Here is a 14,919-nt window from a genome sequence, read left to right as displayed (position 1 = left end):
CGGGGCGTCCTCCCGTAACCCGCCCGGTGGCCCGTGCCGTCCGGGGTAGCGTCGGATCATGCGCTACGTTCCGGTGGACACCCCCAAGCCCATCTCCAAGATCGGCCTCGGTACCTGGCAGTTCGGCTCGAAGGAGTGGGGCTACGGCCCGGAGTACGAGCAGCGGGCCGCCCAGATCGTCCGCCGGGCGCTGGACCTCGGGGTCACCCTCTTCGATACCGCCGAGGTGTACGGCTTCGGCCGCAGCGAACGGATCCTCGGCGCGGCGCTCGGCGACGACCGGCCGAAGGCCGTGGTGGCCAGCAAGGTCCTTCCGGTGCTCCCGATCGCCCCGGTGGTGCAGCAGCGGGCGGTCGCCTCGGCGGCCCGGCTCGGCGTGCACCACATCGACCTCTACCAGGTCCACCAGGCCAACCCGGTGGTCGGCGACCACACCACGATGCGCGGCATGCGCGCGTTGCAGGACGTCGGCCTGGTCGGCGAGGTGGGGGTCAGCAACTACAGCCTCCGCCGGTGGCAGTTCGCCGAGATCGCCCTCGGCCGGCGGGTGCTGAGCAACCAGGTCCGCTACAGCCTCGTCGACCGGGGCCCGGAGAGCGACCTGCTGCCGTACGCCGAGCGGACCGGCCGGATCGTGATGGCCTACAGCCCGCTCGCCCAGGGCTTCCTCTCCGGCCGGTACGACGCGGCGAACCCGCCCGCCGGAGCGGTCCGCAGGGCGAACCCGTACTTCCTGCCGGAGAACCTGGAACGGGGCGCCGCGCTCATCGGCACGCTGCGCGAGGTGGCCGACGCGCACGATGCCACGCCCAGCCAGATCGCCCTCGCCTACCTGCTGCACCACCCGAACGTGGTGGCCATCCCCGGCGCGTCCAGCGTCGAGCAGATGGAACGCAACGCCGCCGCCGCCGAGATCGACCTCACCGACGGCGAGTACGACGCCCTGCTCACCGCCGCCCGTCGCTTCCAGCCGGTCACCGGCCTGGCCGCCCTGCCCCGCCTCCTCCGCGCCCGCACCACCCGCTGAGCTGTTCGCCGGGGCGCTGAGGTGTTTGCAGGGGCCCCTTGCTACCGCTTTTTGATGAGCAGGGGACCCCTGCAACCACACCAGAGGCGGCAGTCCGGGTGATCCACTCCGTCCCGTGTCCGCCCTCCGGGTGATCCACTCCGTTTCGCCGAAACTGGCCTGTCCAGAACTTCCGAGGCCTCCGGATCGGCGAAACGGCGACGCGGTGGCTACCGAAGGCTCCGTACCGGGGCGAGTCGGAGGAAGAGGAACCGGGAGTCGTCCGGGCCGGGGCGGGATCCGCCGTCCGGTTTCCAGCCGTGCCGGGTGTAGAAGGCCAGGGCGCGGGTGTTGCGTTCCCAGACCTCGATGAGACCGAGGGACAGGTCGGTCTCCACCAGGTAGTCGAGGAAAGCGGCGTGCAGGACGCTGCCGATGCCGTGTCCCCAGCGGCCGGGGACGACGTGGATCTGGTAGAGCTGACCGGCCCGGGTGGTGTCCGGGGCGGACGTCAGCGGCGGTCCCATCGCGGCCGCGCCGACGACGTCGTCGCCGAGCGTGGCGCAGAGCACCCGCTTGTCGGGCGACTCGATCGCCTCGGTCCAGCCTTCCCGCTGCGCCTCCCGTACCGTCGGATCCTGGACGGCGTCGGCTGTCAATCCGCCGGCCTGGTAGTACGCGAGCCGGGCCCGGGTGTGGATGTCGACGATGTGCTCCAGGTCGGCGAGCGTGGCGTACCGGGTGACGACTGGATCGTTCATGCTGACACTCCCTGCGGACGGGCGACGGAGGTGTGAACGTTACCGAACGGCTTTCAGCGGACGACTGGTGCGACGGATACCTCCCCGGGGTGAGCTAGCTTTGGTCGGGTGACTGCCCCTTCCCCGGTATCTCCGGTCCCTCCGGCCGACCTGCCCGGCACGCTCGGCGAGCTGCGCGCGGCCGGACACCAGCACCGTACGGTCAAGCAGGAACTCCGTGACAACCTTCTCGCCCGGATGCGGACGGGCGGCGACCGCTTCCCCGGCATCGTCGGCTACGACGACACCGTGCTGCCCGAGGTCGAGCGGGCGCTCCTCGCCGGGCACGACCTGGTGCTGCTCGGTGAACGGGGCCAGGGCAAGACCCGGCTGATCCGGAGCCTCGCCGGGTTGCTCGACGAGTGGACGCCGGTGATCCCAGGCTCGGTGCTCAACGAGCACCCGATGCACCCGATCACCCCGGCCTCCCGGGCGGCCGTCGCCGAGGCCGGCGACGACCTGCCGATCGGCTGGCTGCACCGCTCGATGCGGTACGGCGAGAAGCTCGCCACCCCGGACACCAGCGTCGGCGACCTGATCGGCGACGTCGACCCGATCAAGATCGCCGAGGGGCGTTCGCTCGGCGACCCGGAGACCATTCACTTCGGGCTGGTGCCCCGGACGAACCGGGGCATCTTCGCCGTCAACGAGCTGCCTGACCTGGCCGAACGGATCCAGGTGGCGCTGCTCAACGTGCTGGAGGAACGGGACATCCAGGTTCGCGGTTACCAGTTGCGGCTGCCGCTGGATCTGCTCCTGGTGGCCAGCGCCAACCCGGAGGACTACACCAACCGGGGCCGGATCATCACCCCGCTGAAGGACCGGTTCGGCGCGGAGATCCGCACCCACTACCCGCTGGACCTGGACCTGGAGCTGGCCCTGATCCGGCAGGAGGCGCAACTCGTCGCCGAGGTGCCGGAGCACGTGCTGGAGGTGCTGGCCCGGTTCGCCCGTACGGTGCGGGAATCGCCCTCGGTCGACCAGCGTTCCGGGGTCTCCGCCCGGTTCGCCATCGCCGCCGCCGAGACGGTGGCCGCCGCCGCCCTGCGCCGCGCCGGCCTGCTCGCCGCCTCCGCACCGGCACCCGCACCCGGCTCCTCCGAGGTGCCTGCAGGGGACCCCTCCTCATCAAAAAGCGGTAACAGGGGGCCCCTGCTACCAACCCAGCCAACCCAGCTACCAACCGAGCCGGTGGCGCGCGTCGGTGACGCGGTGTCGGTGGTGAGCACGCTGCGGGGCAAGGTGGAGTTCGAGAGCGGCGAGGACGGCCGGGAGGCGGAGATCCTCGCCCACCTGCTGCGGACCGCCACCGCCGAGACGTTCCGCGCCCGGATGGCCGGGATCGACCTGTCCGGGTTCACCGCGCTGGTCGCCGACGACGCCGTGATCGAGACCGGTGAGCTGGTCGCCGCGACCGATCTGCTGGCCCAGGTGGGCACCATCCCGGGGCTGGCCAAGGTGCTGGATCGGCTCGGCCTGGGCGACGCGCCCACCCCGGAGGAGGCCGCCGCCGGGATCGAGTTCGTGTTGGAGGGGCTGCACCTGACCCGCCGGCTCGGCAAGGACGTCACCGACGACGGCCGGACCCGCTACGGCGGGCGGGGCTGAGCCCGTCGCGATAGGTGCCAGGTCCGCCGGGGCAGCGAACCACGAGCGAGGACGGCGGTGGAGGGCATGGCTGGTAACCGGTTCCGGTACGGGCAGTGGCGCGGCGGACCCGACCCGCTCGCGCCCCCGTACGACGTGCGGGCGGCGGTCGACCAGGTCGGCGCGGAGGTGCTGGCCGGCGGGAGCCTGCGTGAGGCGCTGCGGAACCTGCTGCGCCGGGGGCCGCAGGGGCGGCGCGGACTGGACGACCTGGCCGCCCGGGCCCGCCGGCTGCGGCGCGAGGCGCTGCGCCGGGGTGACCTGGACGGGGCGGTGACCCGGGCCCGGGCGCTGCTCGACCAGGCGCTCGCCGCCGAGCGGGACGAGCTGCGCGGGCGGGACGGTGACGACGCCCGGTTCGCCGAGGCGGTGCTGGACAACCTGCCGCGTTCCACCGCCCGCGCGGTCGAGGAACTGGCGGCGTACGACTGGGCCAGCGACGAGGCCCGGCAGACGTACCAGCGGATCCTCGACGGGCTGCGCGGCGAGGTGCTGGAGCAGCGCTTCGCCGGGCTGCGGGACGCCGCGCGGGCCGCCGCCGACCCTCGGGTGCAGCAGCAGCTCGCCGAGATGATGCGGGACCTCAACGACCTGCTGGCCCGGCACGCCCGCGCGGAGGACACCACCGACGCGTTCGCCGAGTTCATGCGCCGGCACGGCGAGTTCTTCCCGGAACAGCCGCGTGACGTCGACGAGCTGGTGGACGTGCTTGCCCGCCGGTCGGCGGCGGGGGAGCGGCTGATGCGGTCGCTGTCGGACCGGCAGCGCGAGGAACTCGCGGGACTGATGCGGCAGTCCCTCGGCGACCGACTCTCCGGTGAGCTGGCCGCGCTCGACGCCAACCTGCGGGCGCTGCGGCCGGACCTGGGCTGGTCGCGGGGGGAGCGGGTCCGGGGCGACCAGCCGTTGGGCTACGGCGAGGCCGCCGCCGCGCTCGGCGAGATCGGCGAGCTGGACGACCTGCTCGACCAGCTCGGTCAGGAGCACCCGGGGGCGACCCTGGACGACGTCGACGTGGAGACGGTCGGCCGCACGCTCGGGCGGGACGCCGCCGACGACGTACGCCGGTTGCAGGAGCTGGAGCGGGAGCTGCGCCGGCAGGGCTGGGTGAGCCGGAGCCCGGACGGCCTGACGTTCAGCCCGAAGGCGTTGCGCCGCCTTGCCGGCACCGCGTTGCGCCGGGTCTTCGCCGACCTGACCGCCGGGCCGCGCGGTCAGCACGACCTGCGGTCCGCCGGAGCGGCCGGCGAGGTGAGCGGGGCGTCGCGCCCCTGGCGGTACGGCGACGAGCAGCCGCTGGACGTGGTGCGGACCCTCACCCGGGCAGTGCGCCGGGCCGGGCCGACGGTGCCGGTGCGGCTCGCCGTCGACGACTTCGAGGTGATGGAGACCGAGCGGCGGGCCTCGGCGGCGGTGGCGCTCTGCGTCGACCTGTCCTTCTCGATGGTCTCCGAGGGCCGCTGGGGGCCGATGAAGCAGACCGCGCTGGCCCTGTCCCACCTGGTCGCCACCCGGTTCCCGCAGGACGCCCTCCAGATCGTCGGCTTCGGCCGGGCGGCGTTGCCGCTCAGCCAGCAGGAACTGGCGGCGGTCGAACCGGACATGGTGCAGGGCACCAACCTCCAGCACGCGCTGCGGCTGGCCGGACGGCACCTGCGCCGGCATCCGGGGGCGGAGCCGGTGGTGCTGGTGGTCACCGACGGCGAACCCACCGCCCACCTCGACCCGGACGACGGCGAGCCGGTCTTCCACTGGCCGCCGCTGCACGAGACGGTCGAGGCCACCATCCGCGAGGTGGACCGGTTGACCCGGTACGGCGCGACGTTGAACATCTTCATGCTCGGCGAGGACCCGGGGCTGCGCCGGTTCATGGACGCGGTGGCCCGCCGGTCGAAGGGGCGGATCTTCACCCCGGACACCGACGACCTCGGCGAGTACGTCGTCTCCGACTACCTGCGCGCCCGCCGGGGCCGCCGCTGAGGCTTCACCCCGTGGCCGTCGTACCGGCCGACCCGTCCCCGGATGTCTGTCGTGCCGGCGCCGGGCCGTCCTCGGCTGTCGTGCCGGGACGGAATCGGCCCGCCGTCGCGCGGTCGACGCCTACGCTGGGCGGATGGAGACCGCCGAGCTGCGCCGGACGTATGACGTCCTGCTCGCCGAGGTGGAGGCGGGCGGGTTCGGCCCGCCCCGGGACGGCGGGTTGAGCGCCGAGCAGATCGTGGCCCACCTTGCCGTCAACGACGAGCTGATGAGCGAGGCGACCGAGGCGGTGATCGCCGGCTCGACGTACGCCTACTACGACCTGGAGGACATCCACCGGCCGCAGCTCGACGCGGTGGTCGTCCAGCACGGCGGCATGGCCGGGCTGATCACCCTGTTCGGGGAGACCAGCCGGCGGCTCTGTGCGCTGGCCGACCAGCTCGGCCCGGCGTCCCGGACGTTGGTCGAGACCCACCTGCGGGAGGGGTTCGAGCTGCGGGTGGACGAGGCGCTGCCCTGGGGCCGCACCCTGGACCTGCACGGCCGCGTGCACCTGCCGCTGCACCTGGCCGAGCTGCGCGCCCTGCGCGCCACCGGCTGACCCGGCCGGTGCGGCCAGTCGGCCGACCCCGGCCGCCGCAACCGGTGGACCGGCCCCGGCCGCGCGGTCAGCAGGCCGCCCCGGGCGTCGCGGCCGGTCGACCGACCCCGGCCCGGCGGCCAGCCGGTTGACCGGGTCGGCCCCGTCGTCAGTCGACGACCGTGACGTCCTTCCAGAACGCCACCCGGCCGCGGACCATCTCCGCCTCGGGCTTCGGCTCCGGGTAGTACCAGACGGCGTCCGCACTGGTCCGGCCCTCGTGCTCCAGGCTGAGGTAGGAGGCGGTGCCCTTCCACGGGCAGGACGTGTGGGTGTCGGACTCCCGGACCAGGTCGTCCCGGAGCGCGGCGCGGGGGAAGTAGTGGTTGCCCTCGACCACCACCGTGTCGTCGCTCTCGGCGATCACCAAATCGTTCCAGACGGCTTTCGGCATGCGCCCAGGCTATGCCCCGTCCACCGGCGCGGCCATCTTGCGCCGTGCCCTGCCGGGTCAGCCGTGCCCTGCCCCGGTCAGGAGTCGGGCAGCGCCGGGTCGGGGTCGGTGACGTCGGCGACGGTGGCCTCCAGGCTGAGCAGGGCGGCGTCGGCGTCCACCGCGACGGCGACCCCGTGCGCGCCGGCCCCGAGCGTGACCAGACGACCGCGCATCCGCTCGTCGGCGACGACCGGCCACCCGGCGGTCGCGCCGAACGGGGTGATGGTCCCGCGTTCGTAGCCGGTGACCGCCCGCGCGGTCTCCGCGTCCGGCATGGAGAGCCGGTTGACTCCGAGCAGGGCCCGCAGCTTCGGCCAGGAGACCACCCGGTCGCCCGGGGTGAGCACGAAGACGTAGTCGTCCTCGCCGCGCCGGACCACGATGGTCTTGACCACGTCGGGAACCGGCACGCCACGTGCGGCGGCGGCCTCGGCGAGGCTGCGGACCGGGCCGTGCCGGATGACCCGGTACGGCAGTTCCAGGGCGTCCAGGGCGGCGAACGCGGGTGTCGTCATGCCCGGACGGTATCCCGGTCGGCCGCGCCCGGCCGGCGGGCCCACCCGCCTTCAGCTATCTGACCTGCGAAAAGCCATCGTGGACAACACGCATATCCGCCCGTTTCAGCGTAGGGTGATGGCGTGTGCGCGCTGCGTGTGGAGCGGGTGGGTGACCCGCACGGACCGGCAGGTGACCGGCACGGCCGGGCCGTCGAGGCACTCCGCCGGTCGTACGCGGCGGTGCCGGCCGGCGAGCCGGTCCGGCTGGCCAAGCGGACCTCCAACCTGTTCCGTCCGAGGGCGGCCACCGCGTCCCCGGGGCTGGACGTCGGTGGCCTGACCGGGGTGCTCGGGGTCGACCCGGTGGCCCGCACCGCCGACGTGCAGGGCATGTGCACCTACGAGGACCTGGTCGCGGTGACCCTGTCGTACGGGCTGATGCCGCTGGTGGTGCCGCAGCTGCGCACGATCACGCTGGGTGGGGCGGTGACCGGCCTCGGCATCGAGTCGACCTCGTTCCGTAACGGCCTGCCGCACGAGTCGGTGGTCGAGATGGACGTGCTCACCGGCGCGGGTGACCTGCTCACCATCGGCCCGGACGGCCCGCACGCCGACCTCTTCGCGGCCTTTCCGAACTCGCTGGGCAGCCTTGGCTACGCCACCCGGCTCCGGATCGAGCTGCAACCGGTCCGCCGGTACGTCGCCCTGCGCAACGTCCGCTTCACCGACCTGGACACGCTGGTCGACGCGATCGGCGCGGTGACCACCACCCGGATGTGGGCGGGTCGTCCGGTCGACGCGATGGACGGGGTGGTGTTCGCCCCGGACGAGGCGTATCTGGTGCTGGGCGCCTTCACCGACGACGCGCGCCCGGCCGACGAGGAACGCCCGGCCGATGACGCGCGCCCGGCCGGCGGCGTGTCCCCGGCCGGCGGTGGGCAACGGCCCAGTGACTACACCGGCCGGGAGATCTACTACCGGTCGCTGTCCCGGCGCGGGCACGACCTGCTGACCACCCACGACTACCTGTGGCGCTGGGACACCGACTGGTTCTGGTGCTCCCGGGCGTTCGGCGCGCAGCACCCGGTGGTGCGCCGGCTCTGGCCGTCCCGCTGGCGACGCAGCGACGTCTACCACCGCCTGGTCCGGCTGGAGCAGCGCTACGGCGTCGCCGCCCGGGTGGACCGCTGGCGGGGGCGGGCGCCCCGGGAGCGGGTGGTGCAGGACGTGGAGATCCCGCTCGCCGGCACCGCCGACTTCCTGCGTTGGTTCGCCCACGAGGTGGGCATGGCGCCGGTCTGGCTCTGCCCGCTGCGGCTGAGGGAGGTGGCCGGCCCCGGTTCGGCCCGGGTCTGGCCGCTGTACCCGCTGCGTCCCGGCGAGACCTACGTCAACGTGGGTTTCTGGGGCAGCGTGCCGATCGCCCGGGGCGCCGCCGACGGCGACGTGAACCGGGCCGTGGAGCGGGCGGTGGCCCGGACCGGCGGGCACAAGTCCCTTTACTCCGACGCCTACTACGCCCGGGCGGAGTTCGACCGGCTGTACGGCGGTGCCGCCTACCACGCCGTCAAGGACCGATACGACCCGGAACACCGGCTCACCGGACTCTACGAGAAGGCGGTGGCACGACAGTGAGCCTCACCGAACGTGACCAGCAGACGGTGCCCGTCGCGTCCACGTCGCCGAGACGCCGCCGACCACCGGGTCCGACCGTGGCCGACGTCGTCCGCGCCGTCACCACCGGGCCCCTGCCCGTGCGGATCACCGGGTACGACGGCAGCGCCGTGGGCCCGGCCGACGCCGGGATCACCCTGGCGATCCGCTCGGAGCGGGGACTGTCGTACCTGTTGACCGCTCCGGGGGATCTGGGCATGGCCCGGGCGTACGTCAGCGGTGACCTGGCCCTCTCCGGGGTGCACCCGGGCGACCCGTACGAGGCGCTCCGGGTGCTCAAGGACGAGCTGAGGCTGCGTCCGCCGTCGCTGGCCGAGGGGCTGGTCCTGGTGCGCGGGCTGGGCTGGGAGCGGCTGCGCCCGCCGCCGCCCCCGCCGCAGGAGGCCGTCCCGCGTTGGCGGCGGGTGGTGGCCGGGCTGCGGCACTCCCGGTCCCGGGACAGTTCCGCCATCTCGCATCACTACGACGTCTCCAACGCCTTCTACGAGAAGGTGCTCGGCGCGTCGATGACGTACACCTGTGCGCTGTTCCGCGACCCGGACGACACCCTGGAGCAGGCCCAGGCGGCCAAGTACGACCTGGTCGCCGGCAAGCTGGCGCTGCGGCCGGGGATGCGCCTGCTCGACGTGGGCTGCGGCTGGGGCGGCATGGTCCGGCACGCGGCCCGCGAGTACGGCGTCCGCGCGGTCGGGGTGACCCTGTCCCGGGCCCAGGCCGAGTGGGCGCGGGCGGCGATCGAGCGGGAGGGGCTGGGTTCGCTGGCCGAGGTGCGGCACCTGGACTACCGGGACGCGCCGGCCGGGCCCTTCGACGCGATCTCCTCCATCGGACTGACCGAGCACATCGGGGTGGGCAACTATCCGGCGTACTTCGGCGCGCTGCGGGACCGGCTGCGGCCCGGGGGACGGCTGCTCAACCACTGCATCACCCGGGCGGACAACCGGGCCCCGCACCGGTCCGGCGTCTTCATCGACCGGTACGTCTTTCCGGACGGCGAGCTGGCCGGTCCGGGGCGGCTGGTCGGCGAGATCCACGACGCCGGGCTGGAGGTGCACCACGAGGAGAACCTGCGCCGGCACTACGCGCTGACCCTGGCCGCCTGGTGCCGCAACCTGGTGGCGCACTGGGACGACTGCGTGGCGGAGGTCGGTGCGGGCACCGCCCGGGTCTGGGGGCTCTACATGGCCGGCTCGCGGCTGGCGTTCGAGCGCAACGGCATCCAGTTGCACCAGGTGCTGGCGACCCGGAACGGTCCCGACGGGGCGGACGACTATCCGCTGCGTCCCGACTGGACACCCTGACCGGTTCACGACGGGGCGGCTCCGGCCGTCTCCCGTCGCGCGCCCGATTGACAAAATCAGTTTTTACGTACAAGCTGGTTTTTGCCATGAGAGACGTCCTGTACCTCGAAGAGATCGCCCAGGCCGAGACCCTGCTCAAACCGCAGCGGGTCGAGGTGCTGCGGCAGCTCGCCGAGCCGCGCACCTGCACCGAGGTCGCCACCCGGCTCGGGCAGACCCCGCAACGGGTCTACTACCACGTCAAACAGCTGGTCGCGGCCGGGCTGGCCGAGCAGGTGTCCGAGCGCCGGGTGCGCGGCATCAGCGAGGGCATCTACCAGGCCGCCGCCCGGTCGTACTGGCTCTCGCCCCGGCTCGTCGGTCGGCTCGGCGGCCTCCGCCGGGCCCGCGACGAACTGAGCCTCGGCCACCTGCTCGACCTGATGGAGCAGGTCCAGGCCGACGTGGCGGCGCTCGACCGCTCCGCCCCCGAGCTGCCCAGCATCGGGGTGTCCGGGGAGATCCGGGTGCCGGCCGACCGCCGGCAGGAGTTCCTCGCCGACCTCCGCACCACCCTTCAGGACCTGTTCACCCGTTACGGCGGCGCCGAGGGCGACGCCTTCAAGCTCGCCGTCGCCTGCTATCCCAAGGGAGAAGAAGACCGTGACTGAGCCGATGACCATCCGGGCCCGTCTGGACGCGCCGCGCAAGACCGTCCACCACGCCCTCACCGACCCGGCCGAACTGCGGACCTGGCTCACCGAGCACGCCGAGGTGGAGCTGCCGGACCGGTACGCGTTCTGGGGCCGCAACACCCCCGAGGGGGACGCCCCGCACCAGCGGCTGCTGCACGTCGACGACCACGACCTGCGGTTCACCTGGCTGCTCGGCGGCGAGGAGACCACCACCACGATCAACCTGGCCGAGGACGGTCCGGACGCGACGATCCTCACCCTCACCCAGACGCACTTCGACTTCGCCGAGGCGATCAGCGGCAGCAACATCCGGGGCGTGCTCCAGACCTGGTGGTCGCTGGGCATCGCCAACCTCGCCGCCCACCTGGAGGGGCGTCCCCTGCTGCCGAAGGTCGACTTCACCTCCACCGACCTGCGCGGCGAGCTGCTCATCGACGCGCCGATGGACGCCGTCTACACCTCGCTCATCGACTCCGAGCAGGCCAGCGCCTGGTTCGGGTACCCGATCGGCATCGAGCCCTGGGTCGGCGGCCGGTACGCCATGGGCGGGTTCGAGTCCGGCTACGCGGCGAAGGTCGTCGACCTGGAGCCGGGACGGCGGATGTCGGTCGACTGGGGACCGACCGGCGTCACCACCTGGGAACTCGACGAGTCCGAGGGCCGGACCCGGCTGACCTTCGTGCAGAGCGGCTTCGACGAGCAGAACCCGCCGTACGCCGCCTGGGGTGGCTCCGTCGCCGGTCTCGCCGAGCTGCGCCGCTACCACGAGGTGCCGGACTGGCGGCCGATCTGGCTCTGACACCGTTAGCGGCCGGCCGATCGGGGTACTGCCCGGCGATGTTCCTCATCTTCGGACTCCGTACCTCGGTCAGCCGGTCGGGCGTGGTCGCCATGGTCTGCCCGAACTGCGGCAACCACGCCGCCCAGGTGATCACCAAGCGGTCGACGAGGTTCAGCGTGTTCTTCGTCCCGCTGATCCCGATCCGCACCCGCTACGTGCGGCAGTGCTCGTTCTGCGGCGCGGAGTACGTCATCGGGAAACACGAGGCGCAGCGCCTCCCGGTCGGCTGAGATGACCCGCTTCCTCTGCTGGCTGATCGGCCGCGCCCCGACCCCGCCCGACGAGCCGCCCACCCACACCGTGTCCCGGCCACCCTGCACCCCGGTGCGGCGTCGTCGACGCCGCCGTCGGCCGTCCGCCGGGGCGCGGCTGCCCCGTTCCCCCCGGAACCGCTCCACCGGCCGCTGACATGCCCGGCTGACATGCCCGGCTGAGGTGCCTGGCTGAGGTGCCTGCAGGGCCCCCTCCTCATCAAAAAGCGGTAACAGGGGACCCCTGCTACCACCAAACTGCACCCCACCCCAGCCCACCCCGCGCGCCCGGCAACCGCGACGCCCCGGGGTGCCGGTGCGGGCGGGGCGGGACTGGAGCGCCTATCGTGGCCTGTCGTGACGACCACCGAGCAGCGACTGGCCGCCATCCGGGGCGGCGTGCCGGCCCGCCGGCACAACGCCCGGACGATCGCCGCGCTGACCGGCAACCCGGGCTGCACCCGACGGGCCGTGCTGGACGGGGCCGGCGTGGACAAGCCCCGGCTGGCGGAGCGGATCGGCTTTCCCGCCCGGTTCGGGCAGTCCCGGTTCGCGATCAGCCGGGGTAACGCGTTCGAGGCGCAGGTCAAGGCCGACGGCGGCGCGGAACTGCTGCGCCTGGTCGCCGAACGGCTCGGGGTGTCGCCGGGCGGGGTGCCCACCTGGACCGACCTGAACGCCGACGGCCTGACACAGCGGCACGAGCGGTCCCGGGAACTGCTGACCGCCGCCGACGATGACGCGTCACCCGCTCTGTTCGACCATCCGTTGCTCAGCCTGGAGATCGCCGGCCAGCGGGTGTACCTGGAACCCGACCTGGTCGCCGCCCGGCTCGCCGGCCGCTACCACGTCGTGGAGATCAAGTCGTTCCCGGTGGTCGACGGCCAGGCCGACCCGGGCAAGGTGGCCGCCGCCGCGATCCAGTCCGCCGTCTACGTGCTCGCCCTGCGCGAACTGCTCGCCGCCGCCGGGCACGATCCGGAACTGGTCTCCGCCGACGTGGTGCTGATCTGCCCGCGTGACTTCGCCAACCAGCCGGTGGCGAGTCTGGTCGACGTGCGCCGGCAACTGCTGGTGCTGCGCCGGCAACTGGCCCGGATGGACCGGCTCGACGCGCTGCTGGCCCGCGTGCCGGAGGACTTCACCGCCGACCCGACCGCCGAGCCGGCGGCCCTGGTCGCGGCGCTGGGCGCCGTCGAGGCGCACTACGCCCCGGACTGCCTGGCCGCCTGCGAGCTGGCGTTCTTCTGCCGCCACGAGGCACGTGGACACACCGCCGCGCTGGGCCGGCCGGTCCGCGAGGCGCTCGGCGGGGTGGCCGACGTCGCGGAGGCGCTCGCGCTCGCCGACGGCGACCACCCCGGGGAACCGGACCAGGCGGAGGCCGCCGCGCTGCTGCGGGCCGCAGCCCGGCTGCGGGCCGAGGCGCTGGCCGGACGGCCGACGTGAGTACGCTGCGCGCGCACCGCCGGGCGGCCCACGTGAGTACGCTGCGCGTGCGCGCCACCGGGCGGCCCACGTGAGTACGCTGCGCGCGCTCGCCCGTGCCCGGGCGCTCGCCACCGGGCGGGCCGAGCCGGTCGCCACCGTCCGGCACCTGCACCTGGCCCCGCAGCCGCTGGTGCTCGTCCCGCTGGCGCTGGCCGGCGAGGCGAACGCCCCCCTCGCCGCGCTGGTCGGCACCGCCCCGGACGACGCCCGGCTGCTGATCGTGCCGCAACCCCGCAACCGGGACCAGCGCTTCGCCTTCGCCGCCGAACTGGCCGGGATCGTGCTGCCCTGGATCGACGGGCACCGGGGCGCGACCGAGGACGTCCCGGTCGACCGGGGCCGGGACGTGCGCCGGCGGTACGTCGACGCGCCGCAACTGGTGGTGCCGAACCCGGCCGGCGTGACGTTCCTGCGCCTGTTCGGGCGGGCCACCCGGTTCCGCCGTGCCGACGGCGAGTACCCGGTGCACCCGTCGGTGCCGCTGCTCGGCCGCTGGCTCACCTTTTTCGCCGACCGGGCCGAGCACCCGGGCTCGTCGGCCCTGCTCGCCCTGACCGAGGCGCTCACCCTGCACTACGCGACCGGGCAGAGCGTGCTGGAGGACCTGCACCTGCCGGCGCTGCTCGGCTGGATCGACCCCCCGCCGGGGCTGACCGGAGCGCAGGCCGCCGCCCGCGCCGAGGACCCGTCGCTCTGCCCGCCCGCCGGCCCGGCCACCGACCCGGACTTCGACAACGGCCGGCTGTACCCGGCGATCGAGGCGTACGCGGCGGCCGGCGACGACCCGGACGCCCGCCGGACGGCGTACGCGGATCTGGTGGAGCTGCTGCGCGGCCAGCTCGCGCCGACCTGGGACCTGATGTGGCGCGGACTGGCGCTGCTGTACGCCCTGCCGCCCGGGGCGCGGGTCGCCGGCCGCTGGGACGGTGACCGGGACGCGTTCACCGCGTTCGCCGAGCACGTCGACGGGGGCGGGGCGCCGCAGCCCCGCCGGGACGGGGCGGTGACCGCCGCGGCGAAGCTGCACCGGCTGGAGCGGGCCCTGACCGCGTACGCCGTCCAGCGCGCCTACGACGACCCGCTGGTGATGGCCGAGCACCGGCTGACCGGGGAGGCGTTCGTCGGTGACGTGACCCTGGCCGACCCGACCCGGATCGACGACACCGGCAAGCGTCCGGTGCTGCGTCCCCGGATCCAGGTGGTCACCGACGAGCCGGTGCCGATGCCGGTCGGCGCGACCCTCTGGTCACCGACCCGGCCCGCCCAGAAGGCGAAGGTGGTCTTCGTCAACCCGGTGGGGGAGTCGAAGACCGAGGTGGTGCTGGAGCTGTCCGGCGGCATGGGGCGCGGCCGGACCGCGCCGCCCGGGACGGTCCCCGAGGTCGGCGAACGGCTCTGCTACACCACCCTGTCGGACGCGTTCCTGCCGGCCGGGGCGTTCCCGACAGTGGAGGAGACCCCGTGGACGCACGGCGGCCCGCCACCGCCCGCCGCCGACCCGGACTCCGTGCACCCGGACTCTGTCGACCCCGCCGACGACGCGGTCGCCACCGAGGAGTGGGACTGACCGGCTCGGACCACCGTGAGGCATCCCAAACCGGTCGACAGGGCAGGTCCGGGGCGCGCCGACTGAGCAGGGGGTCAGTCGCAGGTGCTAGCGGGGGCGCGGCACGCTGGCTAG

At 73.8% G+C, this 14,919-nt stretch carries 14 protein-coding genes; 11 read left to right on the top strand and 3 right to left on the bottom strand.

Translation table 11 applies throughout. The features are described 5' to 3' along the window. Positions 1 to 58: 58 nt before the first annotated feature. Positions 59 to 1,027 carry an aldo/keto reductase gene (locus tag GA0070618_RS04290; protein ID WP_088980465.1) on the top strand — a complete coding sequence of 323 codons (969 nt, stop codon included), beginning with the start codon at positions 59 to 61 and terminating at the stop codon, positions 1,025 to 1,027. Between the two features lie 209 nt (positions 1,028 to 1,236). Here GA0070618_RS04290 and GA0070618_RS04285 read toward each other — a convergent pair whose 3' ends face one another. Beyond that, positions 1,237 to 1,767, bottom strand: a complete 531-nt coding sequence (locus GA0070618_RS04285; RefSeq protein ID WP_088980464.1) for a GNAT family N-acetyltransferase — start codon at positions 1,765 to 1,767, stop codon at positions 1,237 to 1,239. A gap of 108 nt (positions 1,768 to 1,875) precedes the next feature. On the opposite strand from GA0070618_RS04285, the gene GA0070618_RS04280 reads away from it, so the two are divergent. The 3 genes from GA0070618_RS04280 (at position 1,876) to GA0070618_RS04270 (ending at position 6,034) form a co-directional block, all read left to right on the top strand. Further along, entirely contained in the window at positions 1,876 to 3,414 is a 1,539-nt protein-coding gene (locus tag GA0070618_RS04280) for a sigma 54-interacting transcriptional regulator (protein WP_088980463.1), read from the top strand. Between the two features lie 66 nt (positions 3,415 to 3,480). Continuing rightward, positions 3,481 to 5,433, top strand: a complete 1,953-nt coding sequence (locus tag GA0070618_RS04275; protein ID WP_088980462.1) for a vWA domain-containing protein — start codon at positions 3,481 to 3,483, stop codon at positions 5,431 to 5,433. A gap of 133 nt (positions 5,434 to 5,566) precedes the next feature. Continuing rightward, entirely contained in the window at positions 5,567 to 6,034 is a 468-nt protein-coding gene (locus GA0070618_RS04270; protein ID WP_088980461.1) for a hypothetical protein, read from the top strand. A gap of 148 nt (positions 6,035 to 6,182) precedes the next feature. Here the strand turns inward: GA0070618_RS04270 and GA0070618_RS04265 are convergent, their stop codons facing one another. Further along, on the bottom strand, positions 6,183 to 6,467 hold the full coding sequence (locus GA0070618_RS04265; protein WP_088980460.1) for a DUF427 domain-containing protein: 285 nt from the start codon (positions 6,465 to 6,467) through the stop codon (positions 6,183 to 6,185). 77 nt (positions 6,468 to 6,544) lie between these two features. Next, complete coding sequence (locus tag GA0070618_RS04260; protein WP_088980459.1) at positions 6,545 to 7,024, bottom strand: aminoacyl-tRNA deacylase; 480 nt, start codon at positions 7,022 to 7,024, stop codon at positions 6,545 to 6,547. Positions 7,025 to 7,171: 147 nt separating this feature from the next. Here GA0070618_RS04260 and GA0070618_RS04255 point away from each other — a divergent pair, with 147 nt between their 5' ends. The 7 genes from GA0070618_RS04255 to GA0070618_RS04225 all read left to right on the top strand — a co-directional run bounded on the left by GA0070618_RS04255 (position 7,172) and on the right by GA0070618_RS04225 (position 14,805). Next, positions 7,172 to 8,641: an FAD-binding oxidoreductase gene (locus tag GA0070618_RS04255; protein ID WP_088985274.1), complete on the top strand. Its 1,470-nt coding sequence runs from the start codon at positions 7,172 to 7,174 to the stop codon at positions 8,639 to 8,641. Beyond that, entirely contained in the window at positions 8,638 to 9,981 is a 1,344-nt protein-coding gene (locus tag GA0070618_RS04250; RefSeq protein ID WP_088980458.1) for a class I SAM-dependent methyltransferase, read from the top strand. The genes GA0070618_RS04255 and GA0070618_RS04250 overlap by 4 nt, the downstream gene beginning before the upstream one ends. Positions 9,982 to 10,067: 86 nt before the next feature. After that, positions 10,068 to 10,631 carry a winged helix-turn-helix domain-containing protein gene (locus GA0070618_RS04245; protein ID WP_088980457.1) on the top strand — a complete coding sequence of 188 codons (564 nt, stop codon included), beginning with the start codon at positions 10,068 to 10,070 and terminating at the stop codon, positions 10,629 to 10,631. Further along, positions 10,624 to 11,454, top strand: coding sequence for an SRPBCC family protein (locus GA0070618_RS04240; RefSeq protein ID WP_088980456.1), 831 nt, complete (start codon positions 10,624 to 10,626; stop codon positions 11,452 to 11,454). The genes GA0070618_RS04245 and GA0070618_RS04240 overlap by 8 nt, the downstream gene beginning before the upstream one ends. A gap of 38 nt (positions 11,455 to 11,492) precedes the next feature. Continuing rightward, the gene (locus GA0070618_RS04235; RefSeq protein ID WP_088980455.1) at positions 11,493 to 11,726 is read left to right on the top strand and encodes a zinc-ribbon domain-containing protein; all 234 of its coding nucleotides are present in this window, start codon (positions 11,493 to 11,495) and stop codon (positions 11,724 to 11,726) included. A 378-nt stretch (positions 11,727 to 12,104) separates the two neighbouring features. Continuing rightward, on the top strand, positions 12,105 to 13,196 hold the full coding sequence (locus tag GA0070618_RS04230) for a hypothetical protein (RefSeq protein ID WP_088980454.1): 1,092 nt from the start codon (positions 12,105 to 12,107) through the stop codon (positions 13,194 to 13,196). A 70-nt stretch (positions 13,197 to 13,266) separates the two neighbouring features. Then, positions 13,267 to 14,805 carry a hypothetical protein gene (locus tag GA0070618_RS04225; RefSeq protein WP_088980453.1) on the top strand — a complete coding sequence of 513 codons (1,539 nt, stop codon included), beginning with the start codon at positions 13,267 to 13,269 and terminating at the stop codon, positions 14,803 to 14,805. The last annotated feature ends 114 nt before the right edge of the window (positions 14,806 to 14,919 follow it).

Origin of the sequence: Micromonospora echinospora, assembly GCF_900091495.1 — a bacterium.
In the GTDB taxonomy this organism is placed as follows: Bacteria; Actinomycetota; Actinomycetes; order Mycobacteriales; family Micromonosporaceae; genus Micromonospora; species Micromonospora echinospora.
The sequence above is the reverse complement of the archived record's forward strand: the minus strand, read 5'-3'. Positions and strand labels throughout refer to the sequence as shown.

Bases quoted from the DNA above. Each gene is read 5' to 3' on its own strand.
- GA0070618_RS04285 (WP_088980464.1), bottom strand. From the start codon at position 1,767: ATGAACGATCCAGTCGTCACCCGGTACGCCACGCTCGCCGACCTGGAG.
- GA0070618_RS04235 (WP_088980455.1), top strand. From the start codon at position 11,493: ATGTTCCTCATCTTCGGACTCCGTACCTCGGTCAGCCGGTCGGGCGTG.
- GA0070618_RS04245 (WP_088980457.1), top strand. From the start codon at position 10,068: ATGAGAGACGTCCTGTACCTCGAAGAGATCGCCCAGGCCGAGACCCTG.
- GA0070618_RS04260 (WP_088980459.1), bottom strand. From the start codon at position 7,024: ATGACGACACCCGCGTTCGCCGCCCTGGACGCCCTGGAACTGCCGTAC.
- GA0070618_RS04265 (WP_088980460.1), bottom strand. From the start codon at position 6,467: ATGCCGAAAGCCGTCTGGAACGATTTGGTGATCGCCGAGAGCGACGAC.
- GA0070618_RS04275 (WP_088980462.1), top strand. From the start codon at position 3,481: ATGGCTGGTAACCGGTTCCGGTACGGGCAGTGGCGCGGCGGACCCGAC.
- GA0070618_RS04290 (WP_088980465.1), top strand. From the start codon at position 59: ATGCGCTACGTTCCGGTGGACACCCCCAAGCCCATCTCCAAGATCGGC.
- GA0070618_RS04270 (WP_088980461.1), top strand. From the start codon at position 5,567: ATGGAGACCGCCGAGCTGCGCCGGACGTATGACGTCCTGCTCGCCGAG.